Genomic DNA, 17,744 nt, shown 5'->3' on the forward strand with positions numbered 1-17,744 from the left:
GTAAAGCTATCGAGAACCTGTAAGCGTTAAATCTTAATTACTTCAATATACTCTTCACAATTTTTAAATGGTGATTGGTATGTGCATCCAAGAACTGCACAACTTTATATTTATTTATATTACCAAATAAAGGATGCTTAAAATAAGCATTGTCGTCTAAACTAGATATCGTTGTTATCTTCGCTCTCGCTTCTGCTAATTGTAATAAAATATCAGCCTCTAAAATGACTTCAGGTGGTGTCACATATTTTGGTGCTTTCGCTTTTCCTCTTGGAAAGAATCTAAACTTCAATAACAATTTACCTATAAAACTAAAATTATCCTCATACAAAGCCGGGTCTGAATTCTGCATTGTTGTCACCACAGCGTTAATCACTTTTAAGCTATGATCTAAATGCCAAGCGACATTAGCTTTTGAAACATTAGTATTTAGAATTTCACATTGTGGAATATAACCTTCAATTTGGTTTAATGCATTTTGTAAAACTGTAATATCTAACTTTTTCATTTAAATTTATTTTGTTGAAAGGTAATTAAAATGAATCTGGCTAAAAAGTTTGTTTTGTCAAATGCACTAACGATTGAAACGGCATCCTTTTTTGAGGCACGAGAAAAAGATATAGTGAAAAGCGTGGTTTAATTTGGTGCTAAAAACCAAATTAAAATTGCCCAAATAAAAAAACCCCAAACACGAATGCTTGGGATTTTTAAAATTCAGTTTCTATTAATGAGATTGCCACGTCGCTATAAAGCGCCCCGCAATGACATTCTTTGATTAGTATCTGTAATGCTCAGGCTTATAAGGACCTTCAACTTTCACACCAATATAATCAGCTTGGTATTCTGCCAATTCAGTCAACTCAACACCAATTTTTTCTAAGTGTAATTTTGCTACTTTTTCGTCTAAAACTTTAGGTAACATGTAAACATCGTTTTCGTAGTTTGCACTGTTTTTCCAAAGTTCAATCTGCGCTAAAGTCTGATTTGTAAATGAATTACTCATTACAAAACTTGGATGACCAGTTGCACAACCTAAGTTTACTAAACGACCTTCAGCAAGTAAAATAATATCTTTTCCGTTGATGTTGTATTTGTCTACTTGAGGCTTAATGGTATCTTTAGTAGCACCATGTTTCTCGTTTAACCAACCTACTTGAATTTCGTTATCAAAGTGACCAATATTTGCTACAATCACTTTGTCTTTCATTGCTTCGAAATGTTCAGCACGTACGATATCTTTATTTCCAGTTGTTGTGATAATAATATCAGAATTACCAACAACAGTTTCTAATTTCTTTACTTCAAAACCGTCCATTGCAGCTTGTAACGCACAAATCGGGTCAATTTCTGTAACGGTAACAATAGAACCTGCACCTTTAAAAGAAGCCGCTGTACCTTTACCAACATCACCATAACCACAAACCGTTACACGTTTACCAGCTAACATAATATCTGTTGCGCGACGAATTGCATCTACTGCAGATTCTTTACAACCGTATTTATTATCAAACTTAGATTTAGTTACAGAATCATTCACGTTAATTGCTGGCATTGTTAAAGTACCATTCTTAACACGCTCGTAAAGTCTGTGAACTCCAGTCGTTGTTTCTTCCGAAAGACCTTTTATACCTTCTGATAATTCTGGGTATTTATCTAAAACCATATTAGTTAAATCACCACCATCATCTAAAATCATGTTTAATGGCTTACGATCTTCACCAAAGAATAATGTTTGTTCAATACACCAATCAAATTCTTCTTCTGTTAATCCTTTCCATGCATAAACCGCAGTTCCTGCAGCAGCAATTGCAGCAGCAGCTTGATCTTGCGTAGAGAAAATATTACAAGAACTCCAAGTTACTTCAGCTCCAAGAGCTTGTAAAGTTTCTATTAAAACTGCTGTTTGAATCGTCATGTGAAGACATCCAGCAATTCGCGCTCCTTTTAAAGGCTGCTCATTTTTGTATTCTTCACGTAAACTCATTAAACCTGGCATTTCTGCTTCAGCTAAATTAATTTCTTTTCTTCCCCAAGCCGCAAGCGACATATCTTTTACCTTGTTAGGCACGTAAGCAACTGTTTTATTACTCATATTATTTTCTTTGTTTTTATATTTTAAAACACCTTTGGGTTTAGCACTTAAATAGTTAAATTCGCTTATCTAAAAAATGCTAAATCTGCCTTAGGCGATGCAAAGATAATCAATAACATTCAGAATTCTAAATGCCACTATACAAATCCATTAGTGTAAATTCACAAACTACTGTTAAAATCTGGAAGATTGAAGAATCTTATGATGCTCTATTTCAGCCCCTAGACCTAAAACCACAAAGTTTACAACGTGTGTTAGGCATGAAAAGTGAGCTACATCAACGTGGTTTTTTAAGTGTTAGACATTTGCTACACGAGTTTGGTTATACAGACCAAGATTTATATTATGACGATAATGGAAAACCGCACCTTAAAGATGGAAAACACATTTCCATAACCCATTCCTTTACATTTGCTGGTGTTATTATTAGTGATAATGAAGTCGGAATTGATATCGAAAAACAACGTGAAAAAATAGAAGTCATAGCACATAAATTTGTCGATTATGAATCTAATTATTTAAAATCTACAGACGAAGATTACATTAATAGATTGACCGTCATTTGGGGAATTAAGGAATCTCTTTATAAGCTTTTTGCTACTCCAGGCATGTTATTTAAAGAGCATTTTTTGGTCATTCCATTTATGCTAAAAGATGGAGAAACTGTCGCTTGGATAGATTATAAAAACAAAAAACACAGATATAACACGGCTTTTTTAGAGTTTGAAGGTTTTACTTGTGCTTATGTGGTTCCATAATGAATAATCTCCTCAAAAATATAATCGACGCTGTAAAAAAGGACATTAAACAATTAGCTGTTTTAATAGATCCTGATAAGATGAGGATTGAAACCGTTTCTAGTTTTATAGCTAAAGTCAACCAATCTATTGCTACACATATTTTTGTTGGAGGAAGCGAAGTTGACGACGGTTTAACTGAAACTTTAGTCATCGAAATAAAAAAATACACCGCACTTCCTATAATTCTATTTCCTGGAGATGTCATTCAAATTACAGATAAAGCGGATGGCATTTTATTTTTGTCTTTAATTTCTGGACGAAATCCTGATTATTTAATAGGAAAACAAGTAGAAGCCGTTTCAAAATTAGCCAAAACTAATCTTGAAATTATTCCAACAGGCTATGTGCTTATAGAAAACGGAAAAGAAACCGCAGTACAACGTGTTAGTGAAACAAAACCGATTAAACGAAGTGACATTCAAATTATAAAAGACACCGCTAAAGCTGGTGAATTATTAGGAATGAAACTTATTTATCTCGAAGCTGGTAGCGGAGCCACACACCCTATTGAACCTCATATTATTTCTGAAGTTAAACAACTATTAAACATCCCGTTGATAGTTGGAGGTGGCATTAGAAGTAAAGCAGAAATAGAATCCGCCTATAAAGCAGGAGCAGATTTGGTGGTCATTGGAACAGCTTTTGAAGAGGAAGAATCCTTCTTTAATGAATTAAAAAACTTAACCTAATATGGAAATATCAGTAGATCTTACGCTTTCACCGTTACAAAATGATTACGAAAAGCATGTCATTAATTTTATTAAAGCACTGCGCAATTCAAAATTTAAAGTTTTAGAAAACCCCTTAAGCACACAAATATTTGGAAACTATGATGAGCTTATGCCTTTTCTAACTCAAGAAATAAAGCGTTCTCTTAATGATGTGGATATTTCTGTGCTCACCATGAAATTAGTTAAGACAAATAGAAGCGACTATGAACCAAATTTTTGATTTCTTTCTAGAGCCCTATAGAACAGCTTCAACATTCAATATTATTATTGAAATTATAGCCGTAATATTTGGTATTGCTAGTGTTTGGTATGCTCAAAGAGAAAACATATTAGTATTTCCTACAGGAATCATTAATACCGTTATTTTTGTTTATCTGTGTTATGTATTTACTCTATATGGTGATTTAACCATTAACATTTACTACACTTTAATGAGTGTTTATGGTTGGTATATGTGGAAAAAAACCATAAAAGGAGAAGAAATATCTGTAACAAAATCGACTTCAAAAGATTGGAAAACAGCGATTCTAATCTTTACGACGACCATTATATTTGTCGTTTGTGTCTATTTGTATTTTGATCGCTTTGATAGAATAACAGATTATATAGATACAATAACAACTGGTATTTTCTTTGCAGCTATGTGGCTAATGGCAAATAAAAAAATAGAACATTGGATTTTGTGGATTGTTGCAGATATCATTTCTATTCCCTTATATTTTGTAAAAGGATTAGGGTTTACCGGACTGCAATTCATCATATTTTTAATATTAGCAATTCAAGGCTATAGAGCATGGAAGACGCACTTAAACAACAACCATCAAACTGCATAAAAGTAGTTTTATTTGGTCCTGAATCTACAGGAAAAACAACACTTTCGACACAGTTAGCCAAGCATTATAATACCGTTTGGGTACCAGAGTATTCACGAACTTATCTTCAAGATAAGTGGGACAATGAGGGGAAAATTTGCGAACCCAAAGACATACTTCCCATAGCAATTGGGCAAATGAAACTTGAAAACGAATTAGCACAAAAAACGGACTCAGTTTTAATTTGTGACACTAATTTACTGGAAACTAAGGTCTATAGCGAAGTATATTACCAAGGAGCATGTGACCCGATTTTAAATATATATGCTCTAAAAAATTTTTATAATCTTTACTTTTTAACCTATATTGACACACCTTGGGAAGATGACGACCTGAGAGACAAGCCCAATGAACGCGAACATATGTTTAATGCTTTCGAATCTGCTTTAAAAACCTATAAAAAACCTTATATAATTTTAAAAGGGAATAAAAAAGAACGACTAGAACTAGCTGTTAAGCATATTGATAACTTATTAATGAACAAGATATGAGTTTTACTGAAAACGACATCTACCAAATAGAATCTAACGATTTAACTTTAACAGGAATTAAAAATCAAATCGAGATTTTTGAAACCGGAATTCCATTTACAAATGTTTCAGATGCGGCTACATTAAATAACGGAATTATGCCATTAAACGATTCTAAAATTGAAGCGTATGTTGCATTATTTGAGGCCGAGAAAGATAAAAAATCGTTATTAAAGTTTGTGCCAGCTTCTGGAGCAGCAACACGGATGTTCAAATTTCTGTTCAAATTTGTTGGTGAATATAATTCCAATGAGCAATCTCTAAATTCATATATAAATAAAAACAACCTTAGAGAGCTATCCTTATTTATGGTCGGCTTAGAGAAGTTTCCATTTTACAATCAGGTATTAGAATTGCTAGAAACTAAAGGGATTGATTTTGAAAACTTATCTAATCAAGAAAAGGTTTGGCATTTTGCAAAGGCTATGTTAGATGAAAATCAACTCAACTTTGGAAACCAACCTAAAGGATTATTACCGTTTCACGATTATAAAAAGAACCATATTTCTACCGCTTTTGAAGAACACTTATACGAAGCCGCTTTATACGCAACAAGCAATGGAGTCGCTAAACTTCACTTTACGATTTCAGAAGTTTATGAACACAGGTTTACCGATGAGTTTAAAAATATTCAAAATCAGGTTGAAGAAAATACCGGAGTAACATTCGATATATCGTTTTCATACCAGCAACATTCTACGGATACAATTGCTGTAACGTTAAAAAATAGACCTTTTAGAGAAACCGACGGCACGTTATTGTTTAGACCATCTGGACATGGTGCCTTACTAAAAAACTTAAATACTTTAGAAGCTGATATCATTTTTGTTAAAAATATTGATAACGTCGTTGTCTATAAATACATAGATGAAGTCGCAAAGTATAAAAAAGTATTAGCTGGCATCTTAATTGAATTACAAACTAAAGCATTCGAGTATTTACACGAATTAGACTCAGAACAGATTAATGAAGGTACATTGGTCGCGGTAGAGAATTTCTTAACGCACAAATTAAGCATCAAAATATCCGATGAGTACAAAAAATATACCGATCGTTATAAAATTGAATATTTAAAAGAAAAATTAAACCGACCAATTCGTGTATGTGGTATGGTAAAGAACGAAGGTGAACCTGGCGGTGGTCCGTTTTGGGTAAAAGATCATAAATCTAACCAATCACTTCAAATTGTAGAGTCGGCACAAATCAATTTAAAAGATCCAAAACAAGAAGACATTCTTAAAAATGCCACACACTTTAATCCCGTAGATTTAGTTTGTGGGGTAAAAAATTACAAAGGTGAGAAATTCGATTTAGAAAAATATGTAGACCATAATGCCGCTTTTATAACCGAGAAAACCAAAAACGGCAAGGACTTAAAAGCATTAGAATTACCTGGACTTTGGAACGGAAGTATGGCACATTGGAGTACTATTTTTGTTGAAGTTCCAATCATTACGTTTAACCCAGTAAAGACTGTAAACGATTTATTAAAATCACCACATCAAATTAAATAATAGTGGATGTAACCTTACTTAAATCTGAAATAAACTACAAATACGTCCGAAGCTCGGGAAGCGGAGGGCAACATGTAAATAAGGTATCTTCAAAAGCTGAATTATACTTCGATCTTAGCAAGTCATCTGTTTTTAACGATGAGGAAAAACAAAAGCTTTCCGAATTTTTCAATAATCGTTTAACCAAAGATGGTGTTTTAATTCTAGCCTGTGACGAAAGTCGAAGTCAGTTTAGAAACAAAGCTTTAGTTACGCAGCGGTTTTTAGAATTAATTCAAGAAGGTTTAAAGGAAGACAAAAAACGAATTTCAACTCGGGTTCCAAGATTAGTAAAACGAAAACGTTTAAAAGCAAAACGTATTAATGCTGATAAAAAAGCAAATCGGAAGCCACCAACGCTTGAATAAACTCTCAAAATCAAAGCATTAAACTCCACAAAAATGCACGCAAAGGCGCAAAATTGTGCGGTTACTCCTTGTATTTTAGTTCCTTTGTGAGCATGTTTTATCAGGGTTCATTATTCAGTACAAATTGTAAAGTAATAAGATTGTATTTTTCTCATTCCTCATCTTTTTTCCTTTGCACCTCTGCGCCTTTGCACCTCTGCATGAAAAAAACTTCAAGTATTCATACCACAACAAAAAAAATCAAATTCATAATTCTTAATTCTAAAATCCGTTATATCTTTGCCGCGTTCTCAATAAAGGGGTGCCTAATATCGGCTGAGATCATACCCATTGAACCTAGAACAGGTAATGCTGTTTAGGAAACGAGCGTAAGAAAATGTTTAGTAGACATTTTTAGCGAGTGCGATAAGGTTATCAATGATTGTTTTTCCACTTCTGAATTTTGATCTGTTATAATTTAATTATACATAGACAATTTCAAAAAGGAAAAAAGCAAGATTTAACTATCGCATAAGCATTAAGCTCACAGTAATTAATTATTTACCAAGAATAATGACCTCTTTTTATTCGATTATAAATTTATAGTCGTATGAAATCTAGTATTCTTAAATTTCAATCTAACAACTTTACGTGGTTGTCTAGATTCAGTTTCGTCTTTCAAAATAATATAGCCGAAACTAAAATTTTATTCAACAATCTCTCAAAAAAAAGTAGGCAGAGATTAACACTTTCAATTGCCTTTTTAGGTATTTGTTCAGCTTATGGACAAGAAAAACAACAAGACTCAACCAAAGTTGAAAAACTAGACGAAGTTCTAGTAAGAGCTGTAAGAGTGGATGCCAAATCGCCCATTACACATTCTAATGTGACCAAAGAAGCTTTAGCTAAACGTAATTTAGGACAAGACATTCCGATGCTATTGAACTTCTTACCTTCGGTAGTGACCACTACAGATGCAGGTGCAGGAATTGGTTACACTGGCATTAGAGTTCGTGGTGTAAGCTCACAATCTACCAATATCACTATCAACGGTATTCCGTATAACGATGCAGAATCTTTAGGTACGTTTTGGGTAAATCTAGGTGACTTTGCGTCTTCAACAGAAAGTTTACAACTACAACGTGGTGTGGGAACCTCTACCAATGGGTCTGGTGCTTTTGGAGCTAGTATTAATGTCCTTACCGATGCAATTTCAAAAGATGCTTCAGGCGAAATTTCTAATTCATTTGGAAGTTATAATACTAGAAAACATACCGTAAAATTCAGTACGGGTCTTATGAATGATCATATTGAAATCGCTGGTCGTTTATCAAATATTGTTTCAGATGGTTATATCGATCGTGCTTCAGCCGATTTAAAATCTTATTTTTTACAAGGATCTTATGTAGATGATAATACCTTAATTAAAGCGATAACTTTTGGTGGTAAGGAAGTTACATATCAGGCTTGGAATGGCTTAGAAGATTTAGAAAAACTAGAAGACGACCGTACGTATAATACAGCAGGAGAATACACAGACAATAATGGTGATCCTCAATTTTACGATAATGAAGTCGATAATTATAGCCAAGATCATTACCAGTTACATTGGAATCAGCGTTACAACAACCAATGGTCAACCACATTGGGATTAAACTACACCAAAGGTCAGGGTTACTTTGAACAGTACAAAGAAGACGAAGGGTTTGACGATTATGGATTAGACCCATTAGACTTCAATGGTGACATCATTGATGAAACCGATTTAATTAGAAGACGTTGGTTAGATAATGATTTTTATGTTATCAATGCTAACGCTAACTATAAAGACGATAATCTTAATTTAATTTTTGGAGGCTCTTTTAGTCATTATGATGGTGATCATTTTGGTGAAGTGATTTGGGCAGAATACGCCAGTCAAACTGAAATTAGAGATCGTTATTATGATGGAAATAGTATAAAAAACGATTTATCTATGTTTACTAAAGCCAATTACAGACTCAACGAAAAAGTAAGTTTGTATGGAGATTTACAAGTTAGAAATGTCACTTATAAAACAACTGGCACAACATCTGATATTGTAGAATTTGCAATAGATAAAGATTTTACATTTTTTAACCCAAAGGCAGGAATCACCTATTCCTTAAATACAGGCAATGATCTATACTTTTCGTATGCTAGGGCCAACAGAGAGCCAAACCGAACGGATTTTGAAAGCAATGAAAACATAGAATCAGAACAATTAGATGATTTTGAATTAGGTTGGAGACATCAAAAGGGAAACTTTTCATTTAATGCCAATGCATATTACATGAGCTACAATGAGCAATTAGTGTTATCTGGAAGATTAGACGACGTAGGAAATCCAATAAGAACCAATAGTGGAAAAAGTTACCGTTTAGGTTTAGAATTAGAAGCTATAATTCCTGTAACATCGAAATTAACATTACAACCTAATTTAACGCTAAGTACTAATAAAAATAAAGAAACAATTATTTCTTTTGATGATGAACTGCAGAACTTAGGCAAAACAGATATCTCTTTTTCTCCAGATTTAGTCGCTGCCAATGCCATCGTTTTTCAACCTATTGAGAATCTGCAAATGTCGTTGCTAAGCAAATTTGTTGGAGAACAATTTATGAGTAACACAGAAGCTAAATCCTCTAAATTAGACAGCTATTTTATTAACGATTTCAATATTAACTATACTTTAAAAACAGATTCTATATTTGATGCTATTGTATTTTCAGGTTTAGTTAATAATATTTTTGATGTGAAGTATATTTCTAATGGATTTTACTACACTTATGATGATAGTTGGTCTAACCCAGGAACAATCGCTACTATTGAAGGAGCCGGTTTTTACCCACAGGCAACGACAAACTTTTTGGTTGGTGTGACGTTGAAATTTTAAGCAAAAAGCAAAAACTGATCTCCTTTTTTGATAGAGACCAAAAACTTTAACATTTTTTTAATGAGGTTTTTCCGTACTTTCTAGAATTAACAGTAGTTACAAGCATGCACTTTTTTTGTAATTTCTTTGATATTAGTTTTTTTTTTTTTTTGTTAATTTTAACATAATATCATTATCCCCTCAATTAGTTACCCCTAGAATTAAAATATATTGTAATAACCAATAGCGTTTGCCTATGTAAATAATTTATGCCCAAAAATGAGAAAGCTCCTACTAGGTAGAAGCTCCTCCAGTCCGTCAAAACTGGTTAAACGTTGTGTTTAACTTTACAAAAGTAATATTTTCTTTTGTGACTATACACGAATACGCAACGTTTAATCTTAATTATTAATTTAAATTTTATAAAAAATGAAAAATGTATTAAGATTAACATTGTTAGCAATGTTATTGATCTTTTCATCCTGCCAAAAAGAGGATGTTACGATAGATGAAACTACACAATCTGCTGAAGATGGTATAAGGTTTATTACACCATCAATTGCTAAAGCCGGTCCTGGCTTAGTAAATGGGATGTTGGAATTTCCTGATGTTGCTACTTTTTTAAGTACAATTGAAACTCTAGAGTCGCAAGCAGAATTGTATGATGATAACTTCATAAAGTATTGGAATCATCTTAATGATGATGATATTGATGCCAAAGAGGATGATTTAAATTATGACCCCCAAACACCATTTATTGAATTTGAAAATGGATTTCCAGGGTTTAGGTCATTAAGAAACAAGATTGAGAGTGATATAGTTACATGGCTCAATAATTCAGTTTTAGATGAAGCAAATGACCCAGAGGATCATTTTATTTTTGATGATGAGATGCGTGCAGTATTAAATGAAGACGCTCAAGTAAAAATTGGAAAATCGTTATTTCAAATGACACGTTTTGGCTATGTTGAAGTTACTGATGGCAACTTTAATACTTTAGCTCTAGTCGCTTCATCCGATGCTTCGCAGTTATTTATGCAAAATGTTAATGTTGAAGGAGGCTATTACGGCAGTAGCTCTGGAAATAACAATCAAACTACAACTACTTGTAGAACTGATATTGAAGATGGTGGAAGTCATTATCCGGCTTCAAATAGAAGAATTAAAGTTCAACAAAAGCTTAAAGGTTATAGTGCAGTTTTTGGTTCTAAAATTAAGGCAAAAACAATTCATTACAAAAAGAAAAATGGTAAATGGAAAAGGAGAAGAGGTTGGATAACTGCTAAAGTTCTTGGCGAATCAGTTAATGTTAATTGTGTTTTACCTGCAACTCATAATAAAAGCAAGAACAAAAGACGTAGGAAAGTAAAAGCTAAAGTGACGTCAAGTGGTCTTTCTAATAATTGGTATAAGACTGAACAATTGGAACTTAATACTTTACATGCTAGAGAAAATGTTTCCTATATAGATTATTACTACGAATAGAGAATTAACAAATTTGGTGTTAGTAAAATTTAAAACTTTACTAACACCTTTAATAATAAAAGCTTATGAAATATTTATTTATTTTTATTTTTATCCTGTTTAGTAACAAGGTTTACCTACAAACCGCCAAACCAACATTCTTTGGTGCTAAAATCGGTTACAACAACAGCAATATTAGTGGTGAAACGACTGATGGTGAAAAATCTGGCTATTTGGGTAATGAGTTCTACATAGGGCTTTTTACCGAAACACAGTTAACAACCAAAATCAATTTACAAACAGAACTTATTTATTCTTTTACTGAGGATTATAGTTTCTTGGAAGTACCCATTACTATAAAATATAATGTATATAAAAAACTGCAAGTGTTCTTAGGACCAAAATTAGATTTTCTATTAGATAATGATGATGATGTTTTTGAGTCTAATTATAAATTTAAAAACTTTGGTATTTCCGCAGATTTCGGTGCTCAATATCCAATTAGTAAAAGATTTTTTGCAGAGGCAAGATACTCAATTGGTTTTACAGAACAACTAACTCAAGACATACAACTAGATATTAACAATGCCAAAAGGAACACATTTAGAATAGGTGTTGGGTATAGATTTTAATTGCTATATGAAAACAAACATTTTAATTGGTTTCTTGCTAGTCTCATTTCTTACATATTCGCAGACAACAAGTCTATTTAACGACTATCACAAATTATCCTTCCAATTTGGGCTTTCAAGATATACAGGTTCAGAAACGACAGCATTACCAAACACATTAACTTATAAATTAAATAATTTTTCTTCACCACATTTCGGATTTTACTATGATATTTTACAAACTAAAAAATTTAATTTCAAAGTAGGGATATCTGCTTTGTTAATTAGAGAAATTGTAGAGTTTAGAATTGACGCAAATGAAATACCTAATGTGAATGAAGATTTTGGTTATACTATTGAGTATATCACAGATGGTAGTTGGCGATTTAATCTTCCTATTGTTACAGAATACCTTATTAACACTTCTTTTGGTAAAATTAGTGTTAACGGAGGCGCTATAATTGGCTGTAATCAAGAATTTGGAGAAACAGAGACAGAATACCATATTAAAGCACCTCAAAATCAAGAATTCACAACTCTTAATTCAATTTATAGCAGAAGTTCTTCACCATGGTACGCAAATGCTCAATTTGGAGTGGGTATGTATTTTCCATTTGAGAAATGGATGCTAAGAACAAATGTATATTACAACGTTGCTTTACAAGATTTATACAATAGTGAATTTACTTTTAGTAATTTAGCCCAATCACCAGATACCTCAGGTAATTTTAGTTTTAGAGGAGACTCTTTTGGTATGGAGCTTTCTATTTATTTAAAGAAGAAAAAGAAAGACTAATTACTTATCAAATAACTATTATTCCCGATGGCTTCAACTCTGTATGGTTTTAACGTACAGGGTTGAGCATTATCGTTAAGTGCTGTCCCCGCAAGTAAACTATATTCATTACCATCTTCACAACCACAAACCGCATTTAAACCTACAATTGTTAATTTAGAACACGAGGACGATGTATGATTAGGATCCGCACCATCCCAAGCTAAAATGGAATTCGCATTCGCTCGCACCAAAATGATTCCGTTATTGCCATAATTTTCGACTCTTATCGCATTTACAGGAAATAAAAGTTGATTAAATTGAGGAAGATTAAGATTCACAGTTAGATTAACTCCTACATCCAATAAATAATTACAATTATATATAGGATCGTTTTTACTACAACCTAAAACAACCACACAACTTAGCATTAAAAATAATTTTTTCACAGATTTAATTTTTATTTTAATAGTTTGAAATTTAGTGAATTGAAAAACCAAATTACCCGAAGCCACGATAACACTCGTCTTCTAGTTTAGCTTTTAAATTATTAACATTTTTTCTAAATTTTAACTTCAATTTTTGAAGGGCAATTTACTATTAATTCAACAATACGGTAAATATTTTATATATTTGCATAGTAATCTCGTCAGCGCGAGGTTTTTTTTATGCTAACATTATAATTATACAATAACAAACTTCTAAGAAGCACATAATATCTAAAGTCATTTTTGAGCCTGTCTGATTTTCAGACAGGCTCAAAAATGATAAAGAATCTGCTAATTAGATCGCGTTATATTTAAAACGATTAAATTATGAGTAAAGTATCTTATTACACAGCTGAAGGTTTAAAAAAGTTAAGAAACGAGTTAAGCCATCTTAAAGATGTGGAACGACCTAAGGCATCACAAGCTATTGGTGAAGCTAGAGACAAAGGCGATTTGAGTGAAAACGCAGAGTATGATGCTGCGAAAGAAGCACAAGGTATGCTAGAGATGAAAATTTCTAAAATGGAAGAAATTTTATCTGGAGCACGTGTCATCGATGAGTCTCAATTAGATTTGACTAAGGTTTTAGCTTTATCTAAAGTTAAAATTAAGAACCAAATCAATGGTATGGAGATGACTTATACTTTGGTTGCAGAAAGTGAAGCTGATTTAGCTACCGGTAAAATTTCAGTGAACTCACCTATTGGTAAAGGTTTATTAGGTAAATCTGTAGGAGATACTGCCGAAATACAAGTACCAAATGGTATTATGAAATTTGATATTCTAGAGATTTCTAGATAACAATCATTTTATTTTAAATAAAATACCAAACTAATACAACAAAAAAGATTCCTCATTACAGGAATCTTTTTATATTTATAAAAGACAAGAATTATAAGATTATGGCAACTATTTTTACAAAAATAATTTCAGGTGAAATACCATCGTATAAAGTCGCCGAAACTGAAGATTTCTTTGCGTTTTTAGATATCAATCCAAATTCTAAAGGACATACACTTTGTATTCCTAAGAAAGAGGTAAATAAAATTTTTGATTTAGACGAAGCGACTTATTTAGGCTTAATGAAATTTTCGCGTCGTGTTGCAATTGCCTTAGAAAAAGCAGTTCCCTGCGAGCGTGTTGGTATGTCTGTAATTGGCCTAGAAGTTCCACACACACATGTGCACTTAATTCCTTTACACACTATGGAGGATGCTCGTTTTACAAATAAACAAAAAGTGACTCCCGAAGAGTTTAAGTCTATAGCCAAAAAAATTGGTTCGTATTTATAGTACTTATTCTGAAAATACTCCTGTAGCAAATAAGATAATTGCAACCAACACCAAAACACCAAAAGCAATTAATGCCCATGCAATTGGTTTTAACTTAGTTGATTTAGGTTTTCTTTTAAGTCCTCTATTATGATAATCCACAACGCGTTCAATATCATCTGTCCAACGGATTGGAAAAATTTGAACATCACAGTTTAAACACGATAATTGACTCACTGTTTCGTCAGTTATAGCCTTGTAAAATTTAGTTTCAATTAATTTTTGCTTTAACGTAAGTTCTAAACTATCGTTAGAATAGCATTCAGGACAATTATTACCTATCCTGGCTTCTTTTAAAGTAAAAAATCGTGAAGAATTCATCGTCAAATTTAAACTAAAATTTCAACATTTCAATTTTTAAATTTTTTCTCAGACCTGTCTAGCTTCTAAAACTTGCCAATTATTCTTTAAACTAAACTTGCCTCAACAAAATCTGTATGGTTGTGCCATTTCCGATTTCTGAAGTTAATACTCTTATTTTACCATTGTGGTAATCTTCTACAATTCGTTTTGCTAAAGACAATCCTAGTCCCCAACCCCGTTTCTTAGTGGTGTAACCTGGCTCAAAAATTTTGGTAAACGACGACTTGGGAATGCCTTTTCCTGTATCTGAGATATTAATGAATATTTGGTTTTCAAGCTGTGTAAGTTCTAATTTTAAATCGCCTTTACCTCTCATGGCATCAATAGCATTTTTCACTAAGTTTTCGATGGTCCAACTATAAAGTTCTTCATTCAAATTCACTTGTATTTCGCGATCTGGTGTAACAATTTCGAAATTAATTAACTTCGAAGATCTCGATTTTAAGTATTCGTAAGATGATTTGGTAACCTCAACAATGTTCATGCTTTTAAGCGTAGGCACAGATCCTATTTTACTGAAACGTTCCGTTATAGTTTGAAGCCGATCAATGTCTTTTTCTATTTCTAAAATATACTCAGGGTTAACCGCTTCGGTCTTTAAAATCTCTGCCCAACCCACAAGCGATGATAAAGGAGTACCTATTTGATGTGCAGTTTCCTTTGCCATACCTGTCCAAAGTTTATTCTGTTCGGCAATTTTAGAACTACGATAAAAGAAATAAACAACGGCACCGAAGAGCAATATAATTAGCAATAAGGCCAACGGATAGTATTTTAATTTATTTAATAGTGGGGAATTACCGTAATAAACTGTTTGAAACACTTTATTGCCAATAATAACAGGAATAGGCTCATTCTCATTAGAAAATTTTTGTATTAGTTTTTCTAATTTTTCAGGGTCGTTTAATTCTTTGTCATCAATATTAATAGACGTTCCCAAGCTTCCATCTGCAATAACAACTAACATTGGTGTACTAGTAGTCATTTCTGTAAGAACATGAGATGTAACATTATTTACATCTTCATCGAGGTTATCCATATTCTTTAAAAGATCTATTTGTGCCACAGACCAAGTGTTCATTTTAACGCGTTCCTCTTCTTTAAAATTTTGAAAAAAGGTATAGGTATTCCAAAGGATAAGTGAAATAATAATAAAAGATGAAATAATAATAATCCATCGGATTATATTTCGGTCGAAGCTAAAGGTCATTGGTTAATTTAATTTCATGTATTTAAAATAATAGGTTATTAAAAACACATGCTGTTTGCTATTAATCATTTATTTGGACGCTAAAAGTTTTAGCATGCACATTTCAATTTTAAATATAATGCAATTATGTTGATATTATTGTGCCAATACAGCTGTAAAATACTTTTGTCCCCAACCTAATATAATTATATTTGTTAAAAACCAGTATACTACATGGCTACATTTGACCCTCAAGACCTTACAACAGGCATTTTACATGGCTTTTTATTAAGTGCCGTTGCACCAAGACCTATTGCCTTTGCGAGTACAGTTGATAAAGATGGTAAACCCAATTTATCTCCTTTTAGCTTTTTTAATGTCTTTAGTGCCAATCCGCCAATTTTGATTTTCTCTCCTGCAAGACGCGTTAGAGACAATACCACCAAACATACACTGCACAATGTAGAAGCTACAAGAGAAGTGGTTATTAATGTGGTAAATTACGATATGGTACACCAAATGTCTTTATCGAGTACTGAATATCCTGAAGGCACAAATGAATTTGAAAAAGCAGGTTTATCAATGCTACCTTCAGATATGGTAAAACCATTTAGAGTGGCAGAATCGCCTATTCAATTAGAATGTAAAGTCAATGATATTCTTTCTTTAGGTTCTGAAGGAGGCGCAGGTAATTTAGTAATCTGCGAAGTCGTAAAACTTCACATTTCGGAAGAGGTTTTAAACGCTGACCAAACTATAAACCAAGAAGCCTTAGATTTAGTAGCAAGAGCTGGAGGAAGTTATTACAGTAGAGCTAAAAAAGGGTTTTTCGAAATCCCTAAACCCTTAGCGTCTATGGGTATTGGAGTCGATAATATGCCAGATCACATAAAAAACAGTATGATTTTAACTGGAAATAACATTGGGATGTTAGCAAATGTTGAAACCTTGCCAAATACAGACGATGTTAATAAGTTTATTAATGACATTAGTGAGCGATATCCAGACATTAAAACGGCATCTCACAGAGAAAAACACAAGTTGGCTCAAAATTATTTGAGCTATGGAGACGTAGAAAGTGCTTGGAAGTTATTACTTTCGTAGTCTGAAAATATTTAAGTATTATAATAAATTATAGATTAAGCAAAAATGGAAGTACAAGGACGAATTAAGATGGTAGGTGAGACTCAAACCTTTGGCAGTAACGGATTTAGAAAAAGGGAGATTGTAGTGACTACAGAAGAGCAGTATCCACAACATATTATGGTGGAGTTTGTTCAAGACAAATGTGATTTACTTAATAGCTACCAAGCTGGTCAGCAAGTTAAAGTTAATATTAACTTAAGAGGTAGAGAATGGGTGAATCCACAAGGTGAAACTAAATACTTTAATTCTATACAAGGATGGAGAATTGAAGCTGTGCAAGCGCAAGCTGCAAGTGGAGATATGCCTCCTGTTCCACCAACAGAAGCTTTTGAACCTGTTAGTGATTTAAACGAAGGTGATAACGATGATTTACCTTTCTAAATAAGGCAAATTAAACCCATATAAAAAGACTTGTTTTTAATTTAAAAACAGGTCTTTTTCTGTATATATCCTTCAACAAAAAAAGTCCTGATGGTTAGTCAGGACTTAGTACTTTGGTTTTAGGTTAGACCTTCAAAAAAAAGCAATGATGAACAAAAAATATTTGATAAAGGCCTAC

Annotated in this window: 20 protein-coding genes; 15 read left to right on the forward strand and 5 right to left on the reverse strand. The window is 32.7% G+C overall.

Translation table 11 applies throughout. From position 1 onward, the window contains the following. Nucleotides 1-37: 37 nt before the first annotated feature. Together HM984_RS11685 and ahcY are read right to left on the reverse strand one after the other, a co-directional pair. Nucleotides 38-508: a DUF1569 domain-containing protein gene (locus HM984_RS11685; protein WP_179349295.1), complete on the reverse strand. Its 471-nt coding sequence runs from the start codon at nt 506-508 to the stop codon at nt 38-40. Between the two features lie 267 nt (nt 509-775). Further along, a complete protein-coding gene (gene ahcY / locus HM984_RS11690) occupies nt 776-2,092 on the reverse strand; it encodes an adenosylhomocysteinase (RefSeq protein WP_115808083.1) in 1,317 nt (438 codons plus the stop codon). Between the two features lie 131 nt (nt 2,093-2,223). Here ahcY and HM984_RS11695 point away from each other — a divergent pair, with 131 nt between their 5' ends. From HM984_RS11695 to HM984_RS11745, 11 genes are all read left to right on the forward strand, one after another. Then, on the forward strand, nt 2,224-2,850 hold the full coding sequence (locus HM984_RS11695) for a 4'-phosphopantetheinyl transferase family protein (RefSeq protein WP_179349296.1): 627 nt from the start codon (nt 2,224-2,226) through the stop codon (nt 2,848-2,850). Then, nucleotides 2,850-3,581 (forward strand): phosphoglycerol geranylgeranyltransferase, encoded by a 732-nt coding sequence (locus HM984_RS11700; protein WP_179349297.1) that lies wholly within the window; start codon nt 2,850-2,852, stop codon nt 3,579-3,581. Before HM984_RS11695 ends, HM984_RS11700 begins: the two co-directional genes overlap by 1 nt. Nucleotide 3,582: 1 nt before the next feature. Continuing rightward, complete coding sequence (locus HM984_RS11705) at nt 3,583-3,843, forward strand: hypothetical protein (protein WP_115808086.1); 261 nt, start codon at nt 3,583-3,585, stop codon at nt 3,841-3,843. Then, entirely contained in the window at nt 3,827-4,456 is a 630-nt protein-coding gene (gene pnuC, locus HM984_RS11710; protein WP_115808087.1) for a nicotinamide riboside transporter PnuC, read from the forward strand. Before HM984_RS11705 ends, pnuC begins: the two co-directional genes overlap by 17 nt. Further along, a complete protein-coding gene (locus tag HM984_RS11715) occupies nt 4,417-4,986 on the forward strand; it encodes an AAA family ATPase (RefSeq protein WP_179349298.1) in 570 nt (189 codons plus the stop codon). The genes pnuC and HM984_RS11715 overlap by 40 nt, the downstream gene beginning before the upstream one ends. Then, nucleotides 4,983-6,539: a DUF4301 family protein gene (locus tag HM984_RS11720; protein WP_179349299.1), complete on the forward strand. Its 1,557-nt coding sequence runs from the start codon at nt 4,983-4,985 to the stop codon at nt 6,537-6,539. The genes HM984_RS11715 and HM984_RS11720 overlap by 4 nt, the downstream gene beginning before the upstream one ends. Before the next feature lie 2 nt (nt 6,540-6,541). Next, nucleotides 6,542-6,946, forward strand: a complete 405-nt coding sequence (gene arfB, locus HM984_RS11725; protein WP_179349300.1) for an alternative ribosome rescue aminoacyl-tRNA hydrolase ArfB — start codon at nt 6,542-6,544, stop codon at nt 6,944-6,946. A gap of 589 nt (nt 6,947-7,535) precedes the next feature. After that, a complete protein-coding gene (locus HM984_RS11730) occupies nt 7,536-9,839 on the forward strand; it encodes a TonB-dependent receptor (RefSeq protein WP_179349301.1) in 2,304 nt (767 codons plus the stop codon). A gap of 408 nt (nt 9,840-10,247) precedes the next feature. Further along, nucleotides 10,248-11,303 (forward strand): hypothetical protein, encoded by a 1,056-nt coding sequence (locus HM984_RS11735; protein ID WP_179349302.1) that lies wholly within the window; start codon nt 10,248-10,250, stop codon nt 11,301-11,303. Nucleotides 11,304-11,368: 65 nt separating this feature from the next. Beyond that, entirely contained in the window at nt 11,369-11,914 is a 546-nt protein-coding gene (locus tag HM984_RS11740) for an outer membrane beta-barrel protein (RefSeq protein WP_179349303.1), read from the forward strand. Between the two features lie 7 nt (nt 11,915-11,921). Beyond that, complete coding sequence (locus HM984_RS11745; protein ID WP_179349304.1) at nt 11,922-12,689, forward strand: hypothetical protein; 768 nt, start codon at nt 11,922-11,924, stop codon at nt 12,687-12,689. Here HM984_RS11745 and HM984_RS11750 read toward each other — a convergent pair. Beyond that, on the reverse strand, nt 12,686-13,117 hold the full coding sequence (locus HM984_RS11750) for a hypothetical protein (protein WP_179349305.1): 432 nt from the start codon (nt 13,115-13,117) through the stop codon (nt 12,686-12,688). The two genes, HM984_RS11745 and HM984_RS11750, sit on opposite strands and share 4 nt — an antisense overlap. 366 nt (nt 13,118-13,483) lie before the next feature. Here HM984_RS11750 and greA point away from each other — a divergent pair, with 366 nt between their 5' ends. Beyond that, the gene (gene greA, locus HM984_RS11755; RefSeq protein WP_115808093.1) at nt 13,484-13,957 is read left to right on the forward strand and encodes a transcription elongation factor GreA; all 474 of its coding nucleotides are present in this window, start codon (nt 13,484-13,486) and stop codon (nt 13,955-13,957) included. A gap of 101 nt (nt 13,958-14,058) precedes the next feature. Then, nucleotides 14,059-14,448, forward strand: a complete 390-nt coding sequence (locus HM984_RS11760) for an HIT family protein (RefSeq protein WP_115808094.1) — start codon at nt 14,059-14,061, stop codon at nt 14,446-14,448. 3 nt (nt 14,449-14,451) lie between these two features. Here HM984_RS11760 and HM984_RS11765 read toward each other — a convergent pair whose 3' ends face one another. Both HM984_RS11765 and HM984_RS11770 read right to left on the reverse strand, forming a co-directional pair. After that, the gene (locus HM984_RS11765) at nt 14,452-14,808 is read right to left on the reverse strand and encodes a hypothetical protein (RefSeq protein ID WP_115808095.1); all 357 of its coding nucleotides are present in this window, start codon (nt 14,806-14,808) and stop codon (nt 14,452-14,454) included. A 91-nt stretch (nt 14,809-14,899) separates the two neighbouring features. Beyond that, nucleotides 14,900-16,060, reverse strand: coding sequence for a sensor histidine kinase (locus HM984_RS11770; RefSeq protein WP_179349306.1), 1,161 nt, complete (start codon nt 16,058-16,060; stop codon nt 14,900-14,902). 213 nt (nt 16,061-16,273) lie between these two features. Here HM984_RS11770 and HM984_RS11775 point away from each other — a divergent pair, with 213 nt between their 5' ends. Together HM984_RS11775 and HM984_RS11780 are read left to right on the forward strand one after the other, a co-directional pair. Then, nucleotides 16,274-17,143 carry a flavin reductase family protein gene (locus HM984_RS11775; protein ID WP_179349307.1) on the forward strand — a complete coding sequence of 290 codons (870 nt, stop codon included), beginning with the start codon at nt 16,274-16,276 and terminating at the stop codon, nt 17,141-17,143. Between the two features lie 45 nt (nt 17,144-17,188). Next, complete coding sequence (locus HM984_RS11780; RefSeq protein WP_115808098.1) at nt 17,189-17,566, forward strand: DUF3127 domain-containing protein; 378 nt, start codon at nt 17,189-17,191, stop codon at nt 17,564-17,566. Nucleotides 17,567-17,744 lie beyond the last annotated feature (178 nt).

Origin of the sequence: Winogradskyella pacifica (assembly GCF_013403915.1) — a bacterium.
GTDB classification, from domain to species: Bacteria; Bacteroidota; Bacteroidia; order Flavobacteriales; family Flavobacteriaceae; genus Winogradskyella; species Winogradskyella pacifica.